The sequence below is a fragment of the Campylobacter geochelonis genome, from assembly GCF_013201685.1.
Lineage (GTDB): Bacteria > Campylobacterota > Campylobacteria > Campylobacterales > Campylobacteraceae > Campylobacter_B > Campylobacter_B geochelonis.
The window spans coordinates 1,565,596-1,583,945 of record NZ_CP053844.1 but is presented as its reverse complement, the minus strand read 5'-3'; the positions used below and the strand labels follow the sequence as shown (position 1 = coordinate 1,583,945).

General features: G+C 34.9%; 18 protein-coding genes. 14 read left to right on the top strand and 4 right to left on the bottom strand.

The features are described 5' to 3' along the window. The first annotated feature begins 1 nt into the window (after position 1). The 14 genes from trmB to CGEO_RS07130 all read left to right on the top strand — a co-directional run bounded on the left by trmB (position 2) and on the right by CGEO_RS07130 (position 13,957). Positions 2-1,177, top strand: coding sequence for a tRNA (guanosine(46)-N7)-methyltransferase TrmB (gene trmB / locus CGEO_RS07195; RefSeq protein WP_075540562.1), 1,176 nt, complete (start codon positions 2-4; stop codon positions 1,175-1,177). Next, positions 1,165-1,836 (top strand): cell division ATP-binding protein FtsE, encoded by a 672-nt coding sequence (locus tag CGEO_RS07190; RefSeq protein ID WP_075494965.1) that lies wholly within the window; start codon positions 1,165-1,167, stop codon positions 1,834-1,836. The genes trmB and CGEO_RS07190 overlap by 13 nt, the downstream gene beginning before the upstream one ends. Then, positions 1,823-2,641 carry a permease-like cell division protein FtsX gene (locus tag CGEO_RS07185; RefSeq protein ID WP_075494963.1) on the top strand — a complete coding sequence of 273 codons (819 nt, stop codon included), beginning with the start codon at positions 1,823-1,825 and terminating at the stop codon, positions 2,639-2,641. Before CGEO_RS07190 ends, CGEO_RS07185 begins: the two co-directional genes overlap by 14 nt. Next, the gene (locus CGEO_RS07180) at positions 2,638-3,957 is read left to right on the top strand and encodes a murein hydrolase activator EnvC family protein (protein WP_075494961.1); all 1,320 of its coding nucleotides are present in this window, start codon (positions 2,638-2,640) and stop codon (positions 3,955-3,957) included. Before CGEO_RS07185 ends, CGEO_RS07180 begins: the two co-directional genes overlap by 4 nt. A gap of 65 nt (positions 3,958-4,022) precedes the next feature. Further along, positions 4,023-4,739, top strand: a complete 717-nt coding sequence (gene pyrH, locus CGEO_RS07175; RefSeq protein WP_075494959.1) for a UMP kinase — start codon at positions 4,023-4,025, stop codon at positions 4,737-4,739. 10 nt (positions 4,740-4,749) lie between these two features. Continuing rightward, a complete protein-coding gene (locus CGEO_RS07170; RefSeq protein WP_075494957.1) occupies positions 4,750-4,974 on the top strand; it encodes a DNA-directed RNA polymerase subunit omega in 225 nt (74 codons plus the stop codon). Next, entirely contained in the window at positions 4,949-7,168 is a 2,220-nt protein-coding gene (locus tag CGEO_RS07165) for a RelA/SpoT family protein (protein ID WP_106380143.1), read from the top strand. The genes CGEO_RS07170 and CGEO_RS07165 overlap by 26 nt, the downstream gene beginning before the upstream one ends. Before the next feature lie 11 nt (positions 7,169-7,179). Next, positions 7,180-8,385: a tyrosine--tRNA ligase gene (gene tyrS, locus CGEO_RS07160; protein ID WP_075531906.1), complete on the top strand. Its 1,206-nt coding sequence runs from the start codon at positions 7,180-7,182 to the stop codon at positions 8,383-8,385. Then, positions 8,385-9,476, top strand: coding sequence for a nitronate monooxygenase (locus CGEO_RS07155; RefSeq protein ID WP_075494952.1), 1,092 nt, complete (start codon positions 8,385-8,387; stop codon positions 9,474-9,476). The genes tyrS and CGEO_RS07155 overlap by 1 nt, the downstream gene beginning before the upstream one ends. Next, positions 9,460-11,064, top strand: coding sequence for an N-acetylmuramoyl-L-alanine amidase (locus CGEO_RS07150; protein WP_075531907.1), 1,605 nt, complete (start codon positions 9,460-9,462; stop codon positions 11,062-11,064). The genes CGEO_RS07155 and CGEO_RS07150 overlap by 17 nt, the downstream gene beginning before the upstream one ends. 9 nt (positions 11,065-11,073) lie before the next feature. Continuing rightward, complete coding sequence (gene mnmC, locus CGEO_RS07145; protein ID WP_075540563.1) at positions 11,074-12,936, top strand: bifunctional tRNA (5-methylaminomethyl-2-thiouridine)(34)-methyltransferase MnmC2/FAD-dependent 5-carboxymethylaminomethyl-2-thiouridine(34) oxidoreductase MnmC1; 1,863 nt, start codon at positions 11,074-11,076, stop codon at positions 12,934-12,936. Further along, entirely contained in the window at positions 12,933-13,292 is a 360-nt protein-coding gene (locus CGEO_RS07140; protein ID WP_075540564.1) for a hypothetical protein, read from the top strand. The genes mnmC and CGEO_RS07140 overlap by 4 nt, the downstream gene beginning before the upstream one ends. Further along, a complete protein-coding gene (locus tag CGEO_RS07135) occupies positions 13,276-13,605 on the top strand; it encodes a hypothetical protein (protein WP_075531909.1) in 330 nt (109 codons plus the stop codon). Before CGEO_RS07140 ends, CGEO_RS07135 begins: the two co-directional genes overlap by 17 nt. A gap of 10 nt (positions 13,606-13,615) precedes the next feature. Next, positions 13,616-13,957, top strand: a complete 342-nt coding sequence (locus CGEO_RS07130; RefSeq protein ID WP_075494942.1) for a cupin domain-containing protein — start codon at positions 13,616-13,618, stop codon at positions 13,955-13,957. A 282-nt stretch (positions 13,958-14,239) separates the two neighbouring features. Here the strand turns inward: CGEO_RS07130 and CGEO_RS07125 are convergent, their stop codons facing one another. The 4 genes from CGEO_RS07125 to aspS form a co-directional block, all read right to left on the bottom strand. Further along, entirely contained in the window at positions 14,240-15,232 is a 993-nt protein-coding gene (locus CGEO_RS07125) for a c-type cytochrome (RefSeq protein WP_242648003.1), read from the bottom strand. A 203-nt stretch (positions 15,233-15,435) separates the two neighbouring features. Next, entirely contained in the window at positions 15,436-15,954 is a 519-nt protein-coding gene (gene ppa / locus CGEO_RS07120) for an inorganic diphosphatase (protein WP_075531910.1), read from the bottom strand. After that, the gene (locus tag CGEO_RS07115; protein WP_075494938.1) at positions 15,955-16,536 is read right to left on the bottom strand and encodes an adenylate kinase; all 582 of its coding nucleotides are present in this window, start codon (positions 16,534-16,536) and stop codon (positions 15,955-15,957) included. After that, positions 16,533-18,293 carry an aspartate--tRNA ligase gene (gene aspS / locus CGEO_RS07110; RefSeq protein ID WP_075494936.1) on the bottom strand — a complete coding sequence of 587 codons (1,761 nt, stop codon included), beginning with the start codon at positions 18,291-18,293 and terminating at the stop codon, positions 16,533-16,535. Before aspS ends, CGEO_RS07115 begins: the two co-directional genes overlap by 4 nt. Positions 18,294-18,350 lie beyond the last annotated feature (57 nt).

Below are 18,350 nucleotides of genomic sequence, written 5' to 3'. Positions count from 1 at the left end.
GATGCCAAATTTCATAGCAAGTAGTATAAAAGGGCTAAATTTGCCCTTTAAAAAAGATAATGTTGAGTTTTTAAAAATTGCAAAAGGAAGAAATATAGACTTTTTGCTAACTAAAAGTGGCAATGAAGAGTTTTTTATCGCTATTAAAGAAAAAGATAATAAATTTGTCATAAAAGGCGAAAAGCTAACAAGACCTGCTAAAGTTGGGCTTTTGCAAAAGGCTTTAGAAGTTTTTAAAGATGAGTTTTGCGATGGCATTTTAAGTGAAGCTTTTGCTGTTAAGAAAAACTCACTTACGCAAAATAAAGATATAATCAAAAGCGAAAAAGAGGCGCTTGAAGAGCTAAATTTGGCTAAATTTGATGAAATTTGCATTGAAGTTGGTTTTGGTTCTGGAAGACACCTTTTATATCAAGCACTAACAAATCCAAACTCGCTTTTTTTAGGCATTGAAATCTACAAACCAGCAATCGAGCAAGTTGCCAAACTAGCGATAAAAGAAGGTCTTGAAAATATCATTTTAACAAATGGCGATGCTAGAGTTTTTTTAAGTCTAGCAAACTCAAACACGATATTTAAAATTTATCTTCACTTTCCAGTTCCATGGGATGATTCGCCACATAGAAGGGTGATTTCGGCTGAGTTTTTAAAAGAGGTTCAAAGGGTTTTAAAAAAAGAGGCTAAATTTGAGTTAAGAAGTGATAGTAGGGCTTATGTTGACTTTTCTGTGATAAAATTTTTGGATATGGACGAGGTTGAAATCTCTGTTTATAAAAATAGAAATTTAGAAGTTTCTAGCAAGTATGAAGATAGATGGAAAAGGCAAGATAAGGATATTTATGATGTTATCTTGACAAATTATCAAATTTCTTTAAATTTAGATAAAGATAATGAGATGGAATTTGATAAACTAAATCCTAGAAAAATAGCTTTAAATTTTAAGAACGAAACGCATAAATTTAGCGATTTTTTCGTTCATTTTGAAGATATTTATAAATTTAGCGACGATGAAATTCTTTTAAAACTATCTTTTGGTGGCTTTGATACGGCTGAAAATAGATTTATTTATATTTGCAACGAGAGTTCAAGCTACTTTATAAACAAGCCTTTAAAAACAGAAAAAAATCTTAAAGCACATCAAAAAATTGGGGAGTTGCTTAAACAATGGCAGATATAATAACTGCAAAAAACTTATCCTTAGGTTATGAAAGAGATAAACCAGTTATAAAAGGTGCGAGTTTTATGATAAATACTAATGATTTTATCATCATAACTGGCGAAAGTGGAAGTGGAAAATCAACGCTTTTGAAATCTTTTTATGGCGGAATCGATATTTTAGGTGGAGAGCTTGATGTCTGTTTTTATGACCTTAATAAAATCGCTACAAGGCATTTAAGAGCACTTAGGCAAAAACTTGGCATTGTTTTTCAAGATTATCGTTTGATAAATGAATGGACGATAGAAAAAAACGTTATGCTTCCTTTGATGATAATGGGATATGATAAAAATACTTGTAAAAAGCAGTCTGAAAATTTACTAAAGTATGTAAAACTAGGACATAAGATAGGAAAGTATCCGCTTGAACTTAGCGGTGGAGAACAGCAACGAGTCGCCGTAGCAAGGGCGATGTCGCATAATCCACAGCTTTTGTTGTGTGATGAGCCAACTGGAAATTTAGATGAAATTTCAAGCGATATGGTTTGGGACTTTTTAAAAGCAGCAAGGGATTCTTGGGGGGCTTGTGTTATCGTTGTAACGCATAGAGCGCCATCGACTTTAAAATTTGACTTTAGACATTTTGAGATAAAAGAAGGAAGAGTTATTGAGAGGCATTAAGACTCATTTTGGCGTTATTATTTCGCTTGTTGCGCTGCTTTTTTCTATGCAGTTTGGATTTTTTGTAAATGATTTGATAAAAAATTATGAATTTGTTATGAAAAACGAATATAACATAATTTTAGTTTCTAAAAAAGAGCTAAACAAAAGCGATATTAACGCAACTATTAGCGAGGTTGCAGACTTAGAAGCAATTAGTACTAAGCCTATGCTAAAACGCTTAGAAAGTAAAATTTCAAAAAATAGTCTAGATAAACTAAGCCAAACTTTGCCCAAGTTTTATAGTGTTAAGTTGCAGTTTTTTCCAAATAACGATGAGCTAAAAACTATCTCAGAAAAGCTTGAAAAGCTAGATGGTATAAGTCGTGTTGAAGTCTTTGCAAAAGCCCATGATAATGTGTATAGAGTTTTGGTTTTGATGAAAAATTTAGTATATATATTTTCATTTTTAATAACCGTTTTAGGTCTTATGCTTATGCTAAAACAGATGCGAATTTGGCTTTACGAGCATAAAGAAAGAGTTGAGATAATGACTCTTTTTGGAGCTCCGTTTTTTATAAAAAGCTTTGTGCTTTATAAAATGGCGATTGTTGATAGTATTATTTCTACCATAATCGTTGTGCTTTTTTACCAATTTTTGCCAAATTTCAGCTTTTTTCAAGAGACTATGAACATCATCGGAGTTAGCACACAAACGATAGTGCTTCCTGAACAAGGGGCTGTTTTATTTGCTTCATCTTTGATTTTATCGCTACTAATTGTCACATTAGTGATGTTTGGGATAAAACGAGGAAGTGGTAGATGATAAGGGTTTTTTTAGCCATTTTATTTTTTTTTAGTCTAAATTTATGCGCTTCATCTCAAAGCACAAAAGATAAGATTAAAAATACAACCGAGTCTATGCAAACAAAGCAAAGTGAGGAAAAACAGCTCTCGCAAAAGGTCGAAGAGCTTGCAAATTTAATCGTTCAAAAGAAAAAAGAGGTAAAAGAGGCCGGCAAAAAAATCGATGAGCTTAGCGGGTATGTGCTAAATTTATCTCAAAAATACCAAGAAGAAGAGCTTGAACTTACTAAACTAAATTCACAAAACGCACTTTTGCTAAGCTCGCAAAAAGAGCTAGAAGATAAGATTATATCTTTGATAGCTGATGATTTTTCTTTTGATTTAGTGCAAAATGATGATGTTAAGACTACGCAAAATTTAATCTCAAATGAGATTTTTGATACTTTAAGCGTGGTTTTAAAAGATGAGCTTGAAAATTTGTTAACAAGTTATGATAAAACATCTAAGTCTATAACCGAACAAAGCAAGAAAATCACCACAATACAGCAAAATTTAAAAGAGTATAACGATAAAAAAGCTGAGCTTGCAAAAGAGAAAGAAAAGCATGAAGTGGCTGCTTTAAATTTAAACAAAAACCGCGAGCAGTATATTTTACGACTTCAAAAACTTCAAAAAGAAAATGATGAGTTAAGAGATACGCTAGAAAAACTTAAAATTATAGATGATAAAGAAGAGAGAGCCAAAGCAAAGGCTGCTGAAGAAAAACGGTTAGCAAAGCTAGAAGCTAGTAAGAAAAAACAAGTTAGTCAAAAAGATAAACAAATTTTATCATCTGATGAAGAAGATATAGAGATAGCTGATGAGGTACGAGATGTAAGAGTCGATGATATCGATAAAAAGGTTAAGCAGTACGGCTCAAGTTATCAAGCAAGTAGGGTCAAAAAATACAGTGGGGCAAAGACCATATCGCCACTAAAAGATGCGTTTGTAAAGCGTAAATTTGGTAATTACACAGATCCGGTTTATAATATAAAAATTTTTAATGAATCAATAGTCCTTGGTTCAAAAAGCAAAGATACGCAAGTTTATAACATCTTGCCTGGAAAAGTTATCTTTGCTAAGGAAACTGCGGTTTTAGACAAGGTTATCATCATGGAAAACGGTAGCGGAATTCATACCATTTATGCGCATTTAAGCCAGATAGCGCCGACTATAAAAGTTGGAAGTTATATAAAAAAAGGTTATGCTATAGGTAGGATTAGAGATGATTTGACATTTGAAGTCACTCAAAAAAATTATCATATAAATCCACTAGAGCTAATATCACTTAAATAAATTTAAAAAGTTAGTATAGTTTAAAGAGTTTTTAGATAAAATCATAGATTACAAGGAGAACAAACATGGATAATAAAAAGAGAATTTTGGTTAAATTTTCTGGTGAAGCATTAGCTGGAGCTAATGGGTTTGGTATTGATAGTAGTATTTTAAAATTTATAGCTGGCGAGATTAAAAATCTTGCAAGTTCTGGCGTTGAAATCGGTATAGTTATCGGTGGTGGAAACATCGTGCGAGGCGTAAGTGCCGCAGCTGGCGGGATTATAAAACGAACAAGTGGCGATCATATGGGAATGCTTGCAACTGTTATAAACGCTATTGCTATGAGAGAGGCGCTTGAGAGCGTTGGAATGGATGTTAGGGTTCAAAGCGCTATAAAAATGGAAGCGATTTGCGAGACATTTATCATAGGTAGAGCAAAAAGACATCTTGAAAAAGGCCGCATAGTTATCTTTGCAGCAGGAACTGGAAATCCTTTCTTTACAACAGATACGGCCGCGACTTTAAGGGCTATTGAAATCGAATCAGATATGATAGTAAAAGCTACTAAAGTTGATGGAGTTTATGATAAAGATCCTAATAAATTTGAAGATGCAAAACTTTTAAATAGATTAAGTTATGAAGATGCTTTAAAAGATGATATTAAAGTTATGGATGATACAGCTATCGCACTTGCAAAAGATAATGCACTTCCAATCGTGGTTTGTAATATGTTTAAAACAGGAAATTTACTAAAGATAGCAAATAACGACTTATCGACTTGTTCTGTTGTAAAAAATTAAAGGAGAATGTATGAAAAGAGCTGAAGAGATTATGGCAAAAGCACTAAAGGTTGTTGATGGAGATAGATATAAACTATCTTTAATGGTTGCTAAAAGAGCAAACCAAATTCACGCTGGTGCTGAGGTTTTGCTTAGTGGCGTTGATACTAGAAATATGAAATTTGCTGACATTGCACTACTAGAAATCGCAGAAGGAAAAATAGTTTTAGATGGAATTATTGAAGCAGATAAATGATATCCATATCGAAGACTTCTTAGAAGAGGTCGTTAGCACTAGAGATATAGATTCGGCTAAAGAGCTACTTTTTAGCATAAAAGAGCCAACCGACATGCTTAGAAAAGGCGTAGAGATATGCGTGGAAAAGCATGATGGTCAAGTTAGAAAAAGTGGCGAGCCGTATTCTATCCACCCCATACTTGTCAGCTGCATAGTTGCATTTATGGGAGGGGATGATGATATGGTAATATCAGCTTTAATGCACGATGTTGTTGAAGATACAGACTGTTCGCTTGAAGAGGTAAGAGGCGTGTTTGGCGATGGAGTTGCTAAGCTTGTTGAAGGCTTAACAAAAATCGTAAGCATAAGAGAGGATAAACTTGCTCCATCAAGCGACAAGAGTGCTAAGCTTAGGACTTCGGCTCTAACTTTTAGGCGAATGCTTTTAATTTCTATTGAGGATGTTAGAGTGCTTGTGGTTAAGCTTTGTGATAGACTTCATAACATGCTTACTCTTGATGCTTTACGCCCAGATAAACAACAAAGAATAGCAGAAGAAACACTTGTAGTTTATGCGCCGATTGCGCATAGGCTTGGAATTTCATCTATTAAAAATTTGCTTGAAGATTTAAGCTTTAAGTATGTTATGCCAAAAGAGTATGAAACTATCGATGGTTATATAAACGAGCATAAACAGCAACTTCAGATGAATTTAAACAAATTTAGCCTTAAAATAACAGAACTTTTGCTAACAAATGGCTTTTCAGAAAACAGCTTTGATATCCAAAAAAGAGTCAAGCACTACTACTCGATTTATCTAAAAATGCAAAGAAAAGGCATCTCTATACAAGAAGTTTTAGACCTGCTTGCAGTTAGAGTGATATTAAAAGAGGTAAAAGATTGTTATATGGCATTAGGGATAATTCATACGAATTTTAACCCACTAATTTCACGCTTTAAAGACTATATCGCACTTCCTAAACAAAACGGTTATCAGACAATCCACACAACAGTTTTTAACGAAAGTATGATAATAGAAGCACAAATTAGAACTTTTGATATGCATAACACCGCAGAATACGGCGTTGCAGCTCACTGGAAGTATAAATATAGTGGTTCGATTAACCCTAGACTTGACTGGCTAAGTGATATTAGCATGAAAGATATCAGCGATAGCGAGTATGCGGTAAATGACGATGATGAAAGCCCAGAGGATCTATACGAGTATGCAAAAGATAGCTTGTATGCCGAAGATATAGCGGTTTATTCACCAAAGGGTGGGATTTTTACACTTCCTAGAGGTGCTACGGCGCTAGATTATGCTTATGAAATTCACTCTCAAGTTGGATTAAAAGCAGTTGAGGCTTATGTAAATAGAGTTAAAGTTCCGCTTTTAACAGAGCTTAAAAATGGCGATATCGTTCATATCATAACAGGAAATGAGCCAAGATATAGATGTAGTTGGCTAAATTCGGTAAAAACAGGCAAAGCAAGAGCTACGATAAAAGGCTTTTGTAAGCAAAAATTAAGAGAGCTAAACACAGAAGTTGGCATAAAGATACTATCTGCTATTTTTAACGTTCAAGATATCACGACCTTATCGTGGTTAGAAAGTGAAAATTTACATAGAAAAATAGGTAGAGTTGCGTATGACTCTGAGTATTTAAAAGATGTGGTAAATGCGCTTAAAAAGTACATAACAAAAGATAGATTATTTAGCTTAAATTTTGCAGATAAATATGTCGTTAAAAAACAAAAATTTGATAATTTAGTGATTTATTCAAATCACAAGATAAATGATGTTGAATTTGACTACTGCTGTAACCCAAAAAGAGGCGATGATATAACTGGATTTAGAAACGGATATAGCGTAACAGCACATCATAAATTTTGCGAACGAGCGGCAAGTTTGATGAAAAATGGCGAAGAGATGATTTTTGTTAAATGGACAAGAAACGCGCCACATCGCTATAAAATGATACTAAATTTAGAGAACAAACGCGGCTCTTTAGCGCTATTTTTAAGTTATCTTGTAAGGCTTCAAGTTGATTTAGTTGCAATAAAACTTAGTGAAAATAGCGAAACGAAATCAGACTTTTTTGAGATAATTATAGAATTAAATGAAAATTTAGATGTAGGAAATATCAAAACAAGACTTAAAGAGAGATATAAAATAGTCGAATTTGCATCTTTAAGCGACGCATATAAATAAAGGAGAAATTTATGGGTGATATACAAGCTGTTTTAAGGGAGCTTCGTCGAGGCGTAGCAGAGATAATAGATGAAGAAAGAGTTGAAACTCTGATTAAAAACTACTACGAAAAAGGCGAGAATTTCTATATCAAAATCGGCATGGATCCTACTGCTGCTGATTTGCACCTTGGACATACTGTAACTCTTCAAAAAATGGCATTTTTGCAACGTCATGGGGCTATTATCCAGTTTTTAATAGGCGATTTTACAGCACAAATAGGCGATCCAAGTGGAAAAAGTGAAACTAGAAAAAAGCTTGATAAAGAGACAGTTTTAAAAAATGCAAAGACTTACGAAGAGCAAGTTTTTAAGGTATTAGACCCGACTAAAACTATCATTATGTTTAACTCAAAATGGGCAAACGAATTAAGAGCTAGCGATATGATAGAGCTTGCTAGCACATATAGTGTAGCTAGAATGCTAGAAAGAGATGACTTTACTAAGCGCTTTAGAAGTGAAACTCCTATCTCTATAAGTGAGTTTTTGTATCCGCTTATGCAAGGATATGATAGCGTGGCTATGAAGTGCGATATCGAGATGGGTGGAACTGATCAGAAATTTAACCTACTGATGGGAAGACACTTGCAACGAGTTTATAACGTTGGAAAAGAGCAAGCTGTTATCATGATGCCTTTGCTTGTAGGGCTTGATGGCACAAACAAGATGAGTAAATCTTTAGGAAATTATATCGGTGTTACAGAAGCGCCAAATGATATGTTTGCAAAAACTTTAAGCATAAGCGATGAGTTGATGTGGGAGTGGTATAGGCTTTTAAGTACTAAAACTCTTGAAGAGATTGATGAGCTAAAAAGTGGCGTAGAAAGCGGTAGGCTTCATCCAAAAGCTGTAAAAGAGGCTTTGGCGATGGAGATTGTAGCTAAATTTCATAATGAAGAGAGCGCTATAAAAGCAAGAGATGAATTTAACAAAGTCCATAGTCAAAACCAGCTTCCAAGCGATATAGCTGAGTTTAGCGTGCAAGGTCCGGTTTGGGTAGTAAAAGCACTGCTTGAGTGCAAACTTGCTAGTTCAAGCAGCGAAGCAAGGCGCCATATAAGCGCAAACGCAGTTAGCATAGATCAAAACAAAATCACAGATGAACAACTACAGTTAGAAAAAGGTGAGTATATCCTCCAAATAGGCAAAAAGAAATTTGCGAAAGTGAAGGTGGTCTAATGAATAGCATAAAGATAGGTAAACATGAGCTTAAATATCCGATTTTTCAAGGCGGAATGGGTCTTGGTATAAGTTGGGATAGATTAGCTGGAAATGTTAGTTTAAATGGCGGATTAGGTATAGTAAGCTCTGTTGGAACTGGATATTATGAAAATAGAGCGTATTCTAAAAAAGAGATAAATCAAAAGCCATTAGGAAGTGAGAATTTCTACTCTACTGAGGGATTGCACGCTATCTTAAAAAATGCTAGAAAAATTTGTGGCGATGCACCACTTGGGATAAATATAATGTGCGCGTGTAATGATTACTCAAGAATGGTAAAAGATGCGTGTGAGGCTGGTTTTAACGTTATTATAAGTGGCGCTGGACTACCTACAAATTTACCTGAGTTTACACAAGGGTTTGATGATGTTGCGCTAGTTCCTATCGTATCATCTGCAAAAGCGCTTAAAATCATCTGTAAAAGGTGGCTTCAAAGATATAACAGAGTCCCAGATGCGGTTGTTCTTGAAGGTCCATTAAGTGGTGGACATCAAGGATTTACTTATGAGCAGTGTTTTGATCCTGAGTATCAATTAGAAAAACTTATCCCACAAGTTAAAGCAGAAATAGCAAATTTTGGAGATTTTCCGCTTTTAGCAGCTGGTGGAATTTGGGATAAGCACGACATAGATAAGGCGATATCTTTAGGTGCTGATGGCGTTCAGATGGGAACTAGATTTATAGGAACTTACGAGTGCGATGCGGCGCCAGAGTTTAAAGAGGTGATTTTAAACTCGACAAAAGATAGCATTAAACTTATAAAATCTCCTGTTGGATATCCAGCGCGTGGCGTTCAAACAAGGCTTTTAGACTTAGTAGATAAAAGAGAAGGTCCAAAAATTCAATGCATTAGTAACTGCGTAAGCCCATGCGAGCGTGGCAAAGAGGCAAAAGTTGTTGGGTATTGTATAGCTGATAGACTTTATGATGCTTATGCTGGAAGAAAGGATTTGGGGCTATTTTTTACAGGAGCAAACGGATATAGACTCAATGAGATTATAAGTGTTAAAGAGCTTATGGAAAAACTTATAAATGGCGAAGATAGTTAAGCTTTTTTTGATAATTTTGTTTGCCTTATCACTAAGTGCGGCAGAATTTGACAGAGCATTTTCAAATTTTGATAAAAGCTTTTCCAATGCAAGTTCGATAAATAAAAAGAAATTTCATAACGAGCTAAAAGATATCTATCTTCAAACCTCTGTGAGTAAAAATAGAGTCGATAGAATCGAGGTTTTAGAAAGATTAGTTCATTCATCTAAGGCTTTAGGATATAATCACAAAGGCTATGAAAATGAGCTAAATGCACTAGGCGGAAGCTACAAAAAATATCTAAATTCGCTAAATTCAACAAAACAAAATGATAAAAATGCGCAATTACTAGCAAACGTTCCTAAAAAATTAGAACAAAAAGAGCTTGCAAAAGCAAACAAAAGTGTAGAAAAAAAACAAGAACCCATTAAACAAGAAATACAAAAAAATAAACCCAAAGTAGAACCAACTAAAGCCGTAAAAACACAAGCTAGTAAAAAACAGTCAAATAGCGTTAAAACCAAAGAGAAAAAACAGGCTAAAACCATAGATAAATCGCAAAAATTAAAGCTTTTAAGTGTTGAAAAAAGTAGTGATGGGATAGTTTTGAAATTTAACCGCGAAGTTAGTAAAGATGAGCAAAAGCTTTTTGCTTTAAAAGGTGAGTTGTATAGAAATGTTTTGGATTTTAAAGCTATAAATAGTGCAAAAACAGGCAAACTGACAAATCATATAGTAGATGAGATACGCATAGCTCAGTTTAGCGAAACTACGACGCGCGTTGTCTTTTCACAAAAAAAGAAATTTGACTTAAAACTAACAAATGATGAGAATGAGCTAAATATCGCTATTAAAGGTGGCGAAAACAGGGCGCAAGCCATATCAAAAACAGCCAAGACAAGCGGCAAAAACGAAAAACCAAATTACGCTAAAAATAGGATTATAGTAATCGACCCAGGACACGGTGGCAAAGATCCAGGAGCTATGGGAAATGGACTAAGAGAGAAAGATATCGTTTTAAGTATCGGTAAGAGTCTTGGCGTGATTTTAAAAGAGCGAGGTTATAAAATTTATTTCACAAGAAGCACAGATACGTTTATAAATTTAAAAAACAGAACATCATATGCAAACAAAAAAAATGCAGATATGTTTATATCAATCCACGTAAATGCTGGACCAGACTCAAAAGAGGGCGAAAGGCTTGCTGGTATAGAGACATTTTTCTTAAGTCCTGCTAGAAGCAACAGAAGTAAAAATGCTGCCGCACTTGAAAACAAGGGAGATTTAGAAGATATGAACCACTTTTCTCAACAAACTTTTTTAAATTTCTTAAACAGAGAAAAAATCATCGCTTCAAACAAGCTTGCCATAGATATACAAAAGCATATGTTAAACAGAGTTCAAGATAAGTATAAAGTAAAAGATGGCGGCGTTAGAGAAGCGCCATTTTGGGTGTTAGTTGGTGCTACTATGCCTGCGATTTTGGTTGAGAGTGGGTATATTTCTAACCCAAATGATAGTAAAAATTTAGCCAAAAAATCATATCACAACGACATAGCACTAGGCATAGCAAATGGCTTAGACGCGTATTTTGCTAAAAATAATTAGTAGATAAATATGCAAACTAAGATTGATTTTAAAGATGGCGTTGCTTTTTCGCCTCGTTTTGATGATATTTATTTTAACACTATTGCCCCGCTTGAGGAGGCTAAATTTGTCTTTTCAAGCAGTATCGATGAAATTTGGCAAAAGCAAGATAGCTTTATCGTAGCTGAAGCTGGGTTTGGCGCTGGGCTAAATTTTTTAACTCTTTGTAAAAAATTTAAACACAGTGATAAAACTTTACACTTTGTAAGCATAGAAAAGTATCCGCTAGATAAAAAAAGTTTAACTAAAATTTATGAAAAACTTGGAGCTTTTAAAAATTTATCAAAACGGCTTATCAAGCTCTATCCAGCGCAGATATCTGGAGTTTATAGAATTTATTTTAAGAAAAATATCATCTTAGATCTATACTTTGGCGATATAAAAGAGGCGTTGGATAATTTAGACTTTAAGGCTGATATTTGGTTTTTAGATGGTTTCGCGCCGTCTAAAAATCCTGATATGTGGGATTTAGAAGTTATGCAAAAAGTTGCAAGGCTATCTAAATTCGGCAGTATTTTAGCGACTTACTCAAGTGCTAAATTCGTGCAAAACAACCTAAAAGAGGCTGGTTTTGAAGTAAACCTTGTAAATGGATATGCTAAAAAAAGGCAGATGATAAGAGCAGCTTTAAAGCAAAGTTATGAGCTAAAAAACATCTGGTTTTCTAGACCACTTACCGATAAAGCTGCAAAAAAAGTGCTTATAATAGGCGCTGGTATCGCTGGGATAGTGACTGCTTTGAAATTTAAAAAAGCTGGTTTTGATGTAGTTGTCGCAGAAAAAGAGTCTAAAATAGCAAGCAATGGAAGCGGAAACTACACGGGCGCGTTGATGCCTCTAATCACGCAAAAAGGCGTAATGCTAGGTAAGATGCATCTAAATTCGTTCTTGCAAGCGGTAAATTTTTATAAAAAATATATACCAAAAAAGCTAGCTAAATTTAGTGGTGCAAAAGAATTTGCATTTAATCAAACGCTTATTAAGCGCTATGAAAACTGCGACGAGTTTTTTAAATTTGATAAACTCGACTCTCCTTATCCAAGTATTTTTATAAAAGATGGCGCTACGATCAGACCGCGCAAAACTTGTAAATTTGCATCCAGCGAGCTTAAAATTTTGCTAAATTACGAGTTTGTAGGATATAAAAATAGCGAGAATGGATATGATGTAAGCTTTGCAAATGGAGTGAGTTTGCAAACTCAAATAATAATCTTTGCTATGGGAAGCCACAGCGAGGAGCTTTTTGGTGGCGGGTTAAATCCAAAGCTAAATTTAGACGCTCATTTACAAATCAGCTCAGTTAGAGGGCAGGTTACGTGGATAGAAAAACGAGTTGATACCAAATTTCCACTTAGTGCAAAAGGCTATGTTTGTCCTGCTATAAAGGGCGTTCAAGTAGTTGGCGCAACTTATGATAGGTTGCTTTATGAAGATAGAGCAAGACGCATTGACGATGTTAAAAACTTAGAGAGCGTTGAGGAGTTTTTGGGTGAGAAAAAGGTTAAGATTTTAGGCTCAAAGGTCGGATATCGTTCATATAGTGGCGATAGATTTCCGCTTATTGGCGCGTTGCATGATAGTTTGTGGTTTAGACAAAATTATGCAAATTTAATGTGGACTAAAAATCAAAACCATTTAGCTCCAAAACACTTAAAAAATATCTATATAACAGCAGCTCATGGCGCAAGAGGGCTATCAACTGCTATCATGGGAGCAGAGTTGTTGCTTGATTATGTTTTAAATCGCCCGCTTTGTGTAGATAAAAGCATAGCTGATGAGTTAAATCCAGCAAGATTTTTAGTAAGAAAACTTAAAAAAGGCATGGTAAAATGAAAAAAATTCTACTTTTTATATCGCTTGGATTTTTGATATTTATAAGTATATGGGCGCTTTTTGGTAAGTCTAGTAGCGAATTTTTAAGAGATGTGAAGATAATCTTATTTTTCGTGATACTTCTAGCTTATATCATCTCTTTGGTTGCCATTGCAATCGGCGAAAAAGACGTGGTAAAACAGCCGTTTTTATACGCACTTGGCGTGGCGGTTCTTGCTGGTATAAGTAGTGGTTTGCTAGTATCAAAAAGCTGGTTTTTGGTGCTTTTGGTGGCTGGTGTTTATGTGGCGGTTGTGCTTTATTTGCAACTTAATAGCAAAACTTTCTCAAACAAAACTTATGAAGATAATGTTTAAATTTAGCTTTATTTTATGGGGTTTGTTTTTGTGCTTAAATCTTTTAAATTTACTAAATTTATTTAAATTTAGTGGAGTTTTTTACTCTATGGTTTGGTTTGCTTTAAGCTTGGTTTTTTGCTTTTTTATATGGAGAGCATTTAAAAATAGCGCAGTTTTATCAAGAGTTTTACTCTTTATAACTGCTTTTATAAGCACTTTTTTTACCGCATATCTTTACTATGGTTTTGTTGATTTAAACTCCTTTTATTTTGCTTTTTTATCTGCTATAATCGCTCTTAGCCTAACTCTTGGAGTTGGAGTTTTAGCTTAAAGGATTTATGATGTATCTAAAAGATGAGTTTGTCTGGAGCGATATCCCTAAAACAGATGGCGCTAAAATCGCGGTTTTAACACCACAAAGCGATAATGACTTTATCGTTAGAAAGATAGTTTTAAAAAGTGGCGGTTTTATGCCAAATCACATTAACAAAATCCAACATCAACAATTTGTCCTAAAAGGCGAAGCAAAAGTTATCATAGATGGTAAGGAAATTCACGCAAAGGCTGGTGAGTTTCTCTATATCCCAGGTGGCGTTTCTCACAGTTATGAAGCCTGTTTTGATAAAGACTACGAGTTTTTGTGTATGATACCAAAAAAAGATGATGAGATTGAGTTTTTATAAATTTATTTAATTTATCATAGCAGTCATTTTGCTACCGGTTAAAAATTTAAAAATGATAAAGCGCGAAATAGATAAATCCAACAAATTTGTTATAAATTTAAGGTAAAGAGTCGTTAAATTTTTATATTTAAGCACTTGCTATATAACATAAAAATACATTAAAAAAGTTAGTTTATAACACAGATAGTTTAAAAGCAAAGCATTGATTTTAAAAGTTTTATAAAGTATTTATTTCAAAAAATCTAAATTTAATCTTTTTTTGGAGGTATTTACCTCCAAAATTTACTTATACATCTGTTTATATGGACCAAATCTATGTTGCTCGATACTAAAGTTATCATCATAGGGCGCAACATCCATATCAAGCGGTTTTATGCTTCTATCTGGAAAGTCAGCCTCTCTATCTGCCTTGATTGGGCGAGGTTGAGAGTTGATATACGAAGCAACATCGAATGCCTCTTCGTCGCTTAGAGTTGGATTTCCTTGTGGCATTGAGTGTTTTATATACTGAGCTGCTTTTATGAGCCTATACATACCAGCGCCAGTGTTATAACTATCATCTCCCCAAAGTGGCGGATAGATGTAGTAATCACCTGTTTTATAATCTGGATTTTGCAAACCTTCGCCATTTTCGCCATGACAGGCAACGCAGTTTGCTTCATATACGATTTTTCCTTTTTTAGGACTAGCAGCTCTAGGTAGTAAATTTACTTTACCAAGACCTTGACCTTTTATGTTTGCACCTACTGGAATTCCTTGACTAAGCCAATGCATATATGTAACCATTGCTCGCATTTCTGGTGAATTTAGTGGAAGCGCTTTTCCGTTCATACTTCTTTGCATACAGCCATTTATCCTATCTTCTATGCTTACGACTTTATCGCCTCTTGCGTTAAACTGAGGAAAACGCGCAACTATGCCGACAAACGAGCTTTGAAACTGCTTTGTGCCTGCGCTTGCATGACAGCTTGAGCAAGATAGGTTGTTTCCTGCGTAAGCTTTTTTGCTATCTTTTGCGTTTGGACCGATGTAGTTGTGGGTTTGGGTTATTAGCTGATATCCGTAGATAACAGCCTTTGCATATGGAGAGTCTGGAAGTTTGCTTATATCAAGCGCACCTATTTCATCTATACCATCTGGAAATTTCCACTCTTGCGTTGGTAGATTTATACCAGTTTCATTTTTAAGCTTATTTTTTGCGGTGTCAAAGGCAAAAAGCGATGCTGAAAACGACATAAAAAGCATAGTCGTTAAAGCCAGATAACTAAATTTCATATCTTCTCCTTGATTAAATTTATTTATTATACTTCAAAAATGATTTGATTTTTTTAAAGAAAAAAAGTAAGTTTTAAATTTTAAGGTAAGTAAAATATTTTTAACCTGTTATCAAAATTTAGAGTTAAATGTGATAAATTTGGTTGTATTTAATGATATTTAAAAAGCAAATTCCAGCTTACATTAAGCTGGAATTTATATGTTTATTTATAGTTTTTAATAGCTTCTTCAAGTATGTTTTGAGCTGTTGTTATATCACCAAATTCTTTGACTTTGACCCATTTATTTGGCTCTAACATCTTATATGTTTCAAAGAAATTTTTAATCTTATCAAGAGTGATTTTTGGTAAATCCTCTAGCGTTTTTATACTCTCATATCTTGGATCGATTTTAGTAACTGGAACTGCTAAAAGTTTCTCATCCATTCCAGCTTCATCTTCCATAACCAAAACGCCAATTAAACGGCAAGGTATCACGCTTCCTGCTTGAAGTGGATACTCGTTTAAAACCAAAATATCAGCAGGATCGCCATCATTTGCTAGCGTATTTGGGACAAAACCATAGTTTGCTGGATAAAACATCGCTGAGTAAAGCACGCGATCAACAAAAACAGCGCCACTTTCTTTATCTACCTCATACTTTATGTTTGAGCCATAAGGAATTTCTATAACTGCGTTTATCTTGTCTGGGTTTGAGCCTACTTTTATCTTTTTAATATCCATTTATTCTCCTTTTATTATCGCTTTTACTATTAACTCATTCATATCAGCAACTATCTCTTCGACAGTTCGCTCGCCATTTATGTTTTGATAAATTCCTTTATCTGTGTAGAATTTACGAATCGCAGCTATAGGCTCAAGATAAACTTTCATCCTGTTTTTAAAGACCTCTTCGTTATCATCAGCTCCTCTAGCACGTCCCAAAACTCGATCTTTAGCCACTTCTTCGCTAACATCAACCTCTATAACAGAGATTAGGTGTATGTCTGTGTTTAGCTTTAAAACTTCATCTAGCTTGCTCATCTGCTCAACGCTTCTTGGATATCCATCTATGATGATATAGTCGTTTTCTGTGTTTTTGATAGCCGAAACTATCGCATTTACTACGATTTCAAGTGGAACTAAATTTCCATTAGAGATAAAACCATCGATAGTTTTTCCTAGCTCGCTTCCGCTTGCAACTTCAGCTCTTAGCAAATCTCCTGTTGAGTAGTGAGTTACGCTTTGATTCATCTGCGCAATCAAGCTTGCATCTGTTGTTTTACCGCTTCCTGGCGCGCCGATGATTAAAAATAAATTTTTCATTTGCCTTCCTTTTCTCTTAATCTTAGTCCTAACTCTCTTAACTGCTCGCTACTAACTGTGCTTGGAGCTTTTGTGAGCGGGCATTGTGCTTTTTGCGTTTTAGGGAAAGCTATGACATCGCGAATGCTAGCAGATTTTGTAACTAACATCATCAATCGGTCAAAGCCTATAGCGATTCCACCGTGTGGAGGCGCACCAAAGCTAAGTGCATCAAGCAAGAAGCCAAATTTCTCTCTTTGCTCGTCTGGCTCGATTTTAAGCAGTTTAAAGACTTTTTCTTGAATCTCTTCTTTATGGATTCTTATGCTTCCACCACCTAGCTCAACGCCATTTAATACAACATCATAAGCGATACTTGTGATATCTTCTAAATCTTCTTCATCAACGTTGTTTGGCATTGTAAATGGATGGTGCATTGCAGAGTAGCTTCCATCATCGTTTTGCTCAAACATAGGGAAATTTACAACCCATAAAAACTCAAGTCTGTTTTCATCGATTAGCCCAAGTTCATTCGCAAGGAAAATTCTAAATCTTCCCATATAATCAAGCACGATTTTTTTAGCTCCAGCGCCAAAGAACACAACATCGCCAACTTCTAAATTTAGTCTTTGGCTTAACTCATCAAGTGCAGCTTTATCATCATCAAAGAATTTAACCAAAGGACCTTTTAAGCCATCTTCTTTAACTTGAATAAATGCTAACCCTTTTGCTCCAAATTTGCGAACATACTCTTCAAATCGTTGCATTTGGCGTTTTGAAAAGATAGTATCGCCACCAGGAACTCTAAGCGCTTTTATGCGGTTTTTCTTAGTGTCTTTTGCGATATTTGTAAAAATGGCATTATTACATCTTGCAAACAAGTCTGCAACATCGACAAGTGGCAACTCATAACGCAAGTCTGGTTTGTCGCTACCGTAGTTTTCCATCGCATCTTTATACTCCATTCTTCTAAAAGGAGTTTTTATCTCATGACCGCACGCTGCAAAGATATCTTTTAAAACCTCTTCGCCAACATTCATAACATCTTCTTGAGTGTTAAAACTCATCTCGATATCAATTTGTGTAAATTCTGGCTGACGATCTGCTCGCAAATCCTCATCGCGAAAGCATTTTGCGATTTGAAAGTATCTATCAAAGCCACTACACATTAAAAGTTGTTTAAAAAGCTGTGGACTTTGAGGAAGCGCGTAAAAATCACCCGGATAAACTCTACTTGGAACTAGATAATCTCTTGCTCCTTCTGGAGTAGCACGAGTTAAAATCGGAGTTTCAACCTCTAAAAAGCCCATTCTATCAAGTGCGTTTCTAGCTGCTATTGCCGCTTTTGAGCGCATTTTAAAACGGTTATAGGCATCTTCATTTCTAAGGTCTAAAAACCTATATTTAAGGCGAATTTCCTCGCCAACATTTTCATCTCCTATGACAAATGGCAACGGTTTGCTCTTGTTTTCTATGATTATCTCATCTGCTACTACTTCGATTTCACCGCTTTTAAGCTTTGGATTTACAAGTCCTTCGCCTCTAGCTCTTACTTTTCCTCTTGCTTTTAAAACAAACTCATTTCTAACTGAATTTGCTATATCATAAGCATTTTTGTTGTCTTTTGGATCGCAAACTAGCTGTACAAGTCCGCTTTTATCTCTTAAGTCTATAAAAATGACACCGCCGTGATCTCTGTATGAGTTCACCCAGCCGCAAATTTCTACCACTTTGCCTATTTCATCTTTTGAAATTTCTGCGCAATAATGACTTCTCAAATTTACTCCCTTTTCAAAGTTAAAAACTACATTATAGTTAAATTTTGCTTTTATAAA

Coding starts and splice junctions, on each gene's coding strand:
- pyrH (WP_075494959.1), top strand. CDS start 4,023: ATGGATAATAAAAAGAGAATTTTGGTTAAATTTTCTGGTGAAGCATTA.
- tyrS (WP_075531906.1), top strand. CDS start 7,180: ATGGGTGATATACAAGCTGTTTTAAGGGAGCTTCGTCGAGGCGTAGCA.
- mnmC (WP_075540563.1), top strand. CDS start 11,074: ATGCAAACTAAGATTGATTTTAAAGATGGCGTTGCTTTTTCGCCTCGT.
- CGEO_RS07170 (WP_075494957.1), top strand. CDS start 4,750: ATGAAAAGAGCTGAAGAGATTATGGCAAAAGCACTAAAGGTTGTTGAT.
- CGEO_RS07130 (WP_075494942.1), top strand. CDS start 13,616: ATGTATCTAAAAGATGAGTTTGTCTGGAGCGATATCCCTAAAACAGAT.
- CGEO_RS07165 (WP_106380143.1), top strand. CDS start 4,949: ATGGAATTATTGAAGCAGATAAATGATATCCATATCGAAGACTTCTTA.
- CGEO_RS07180 (WP_075494961.1), top strand. CDS start 2,638: ATGATAAGGGTTTTTTTAGCCATTTTATTTTTTTTTAGTCTAAATTTA.
- CGEO_RS07115 (WP_075494938.1), bottom strand. CDS start 16,536: ATGAAAAATTTATTTTTAATCATCGGCGCGCCAGGAAGCGGTAAAACA.
- CGEO_RS07140 (WP_075540564.1), top strand. CDS start 12,933: ATGAAAAAAATTCTACTTTTTATATCGCTTGGATTTTTGATATTTATA.
- CGEO_RS07150 (WP_075531907.1), top strand. CDS start 9,460: ATGGCGAAGATAGTTAAGCTTTTTTTGATAATTTTGTTTGCCTTATCA.
- CGEO_RS07190 (WP_075494965.1), top strand. CDS start 1,165: ATGGCAGATATAATAACTGCAAAAAACTTATCCTTAGGTTATGAAAGA.
- CGEO_RS07155 (WP_075494952.1), top strand. CDS start 8,385: ATGAATAGCATAAAGATAGGTAAACATGAGCTTAAATATCCGATTTTT.
- CGEO_RS07135 (WP_075531909.1), top strand. CDS start 13,276: ATGAAGATAATGTTTAAATTTAGCTTTATTTTATGGGGTTTGTTTTTG.
- CGEO_RS07125 (WP_242648003.1), bottom strand. CDS start 15,232: ATGAAATTTAGTTATCTGGCTTTAACGACTATGCTTTTTATGTCGTTT.
- ppa (WP_075531910.1), bottom strand. CDS start 15,954: ATGGATATTAAAAAGATAAAAGTAGGCTCAAACCCAGACAAGATAAAC.
- trmB (WP_075540562.1), top strand. CDS start 2: ATGCCAAATTTCATAGCAAGTAGTATAAAAGGGCTAAATTTGCCCTTT.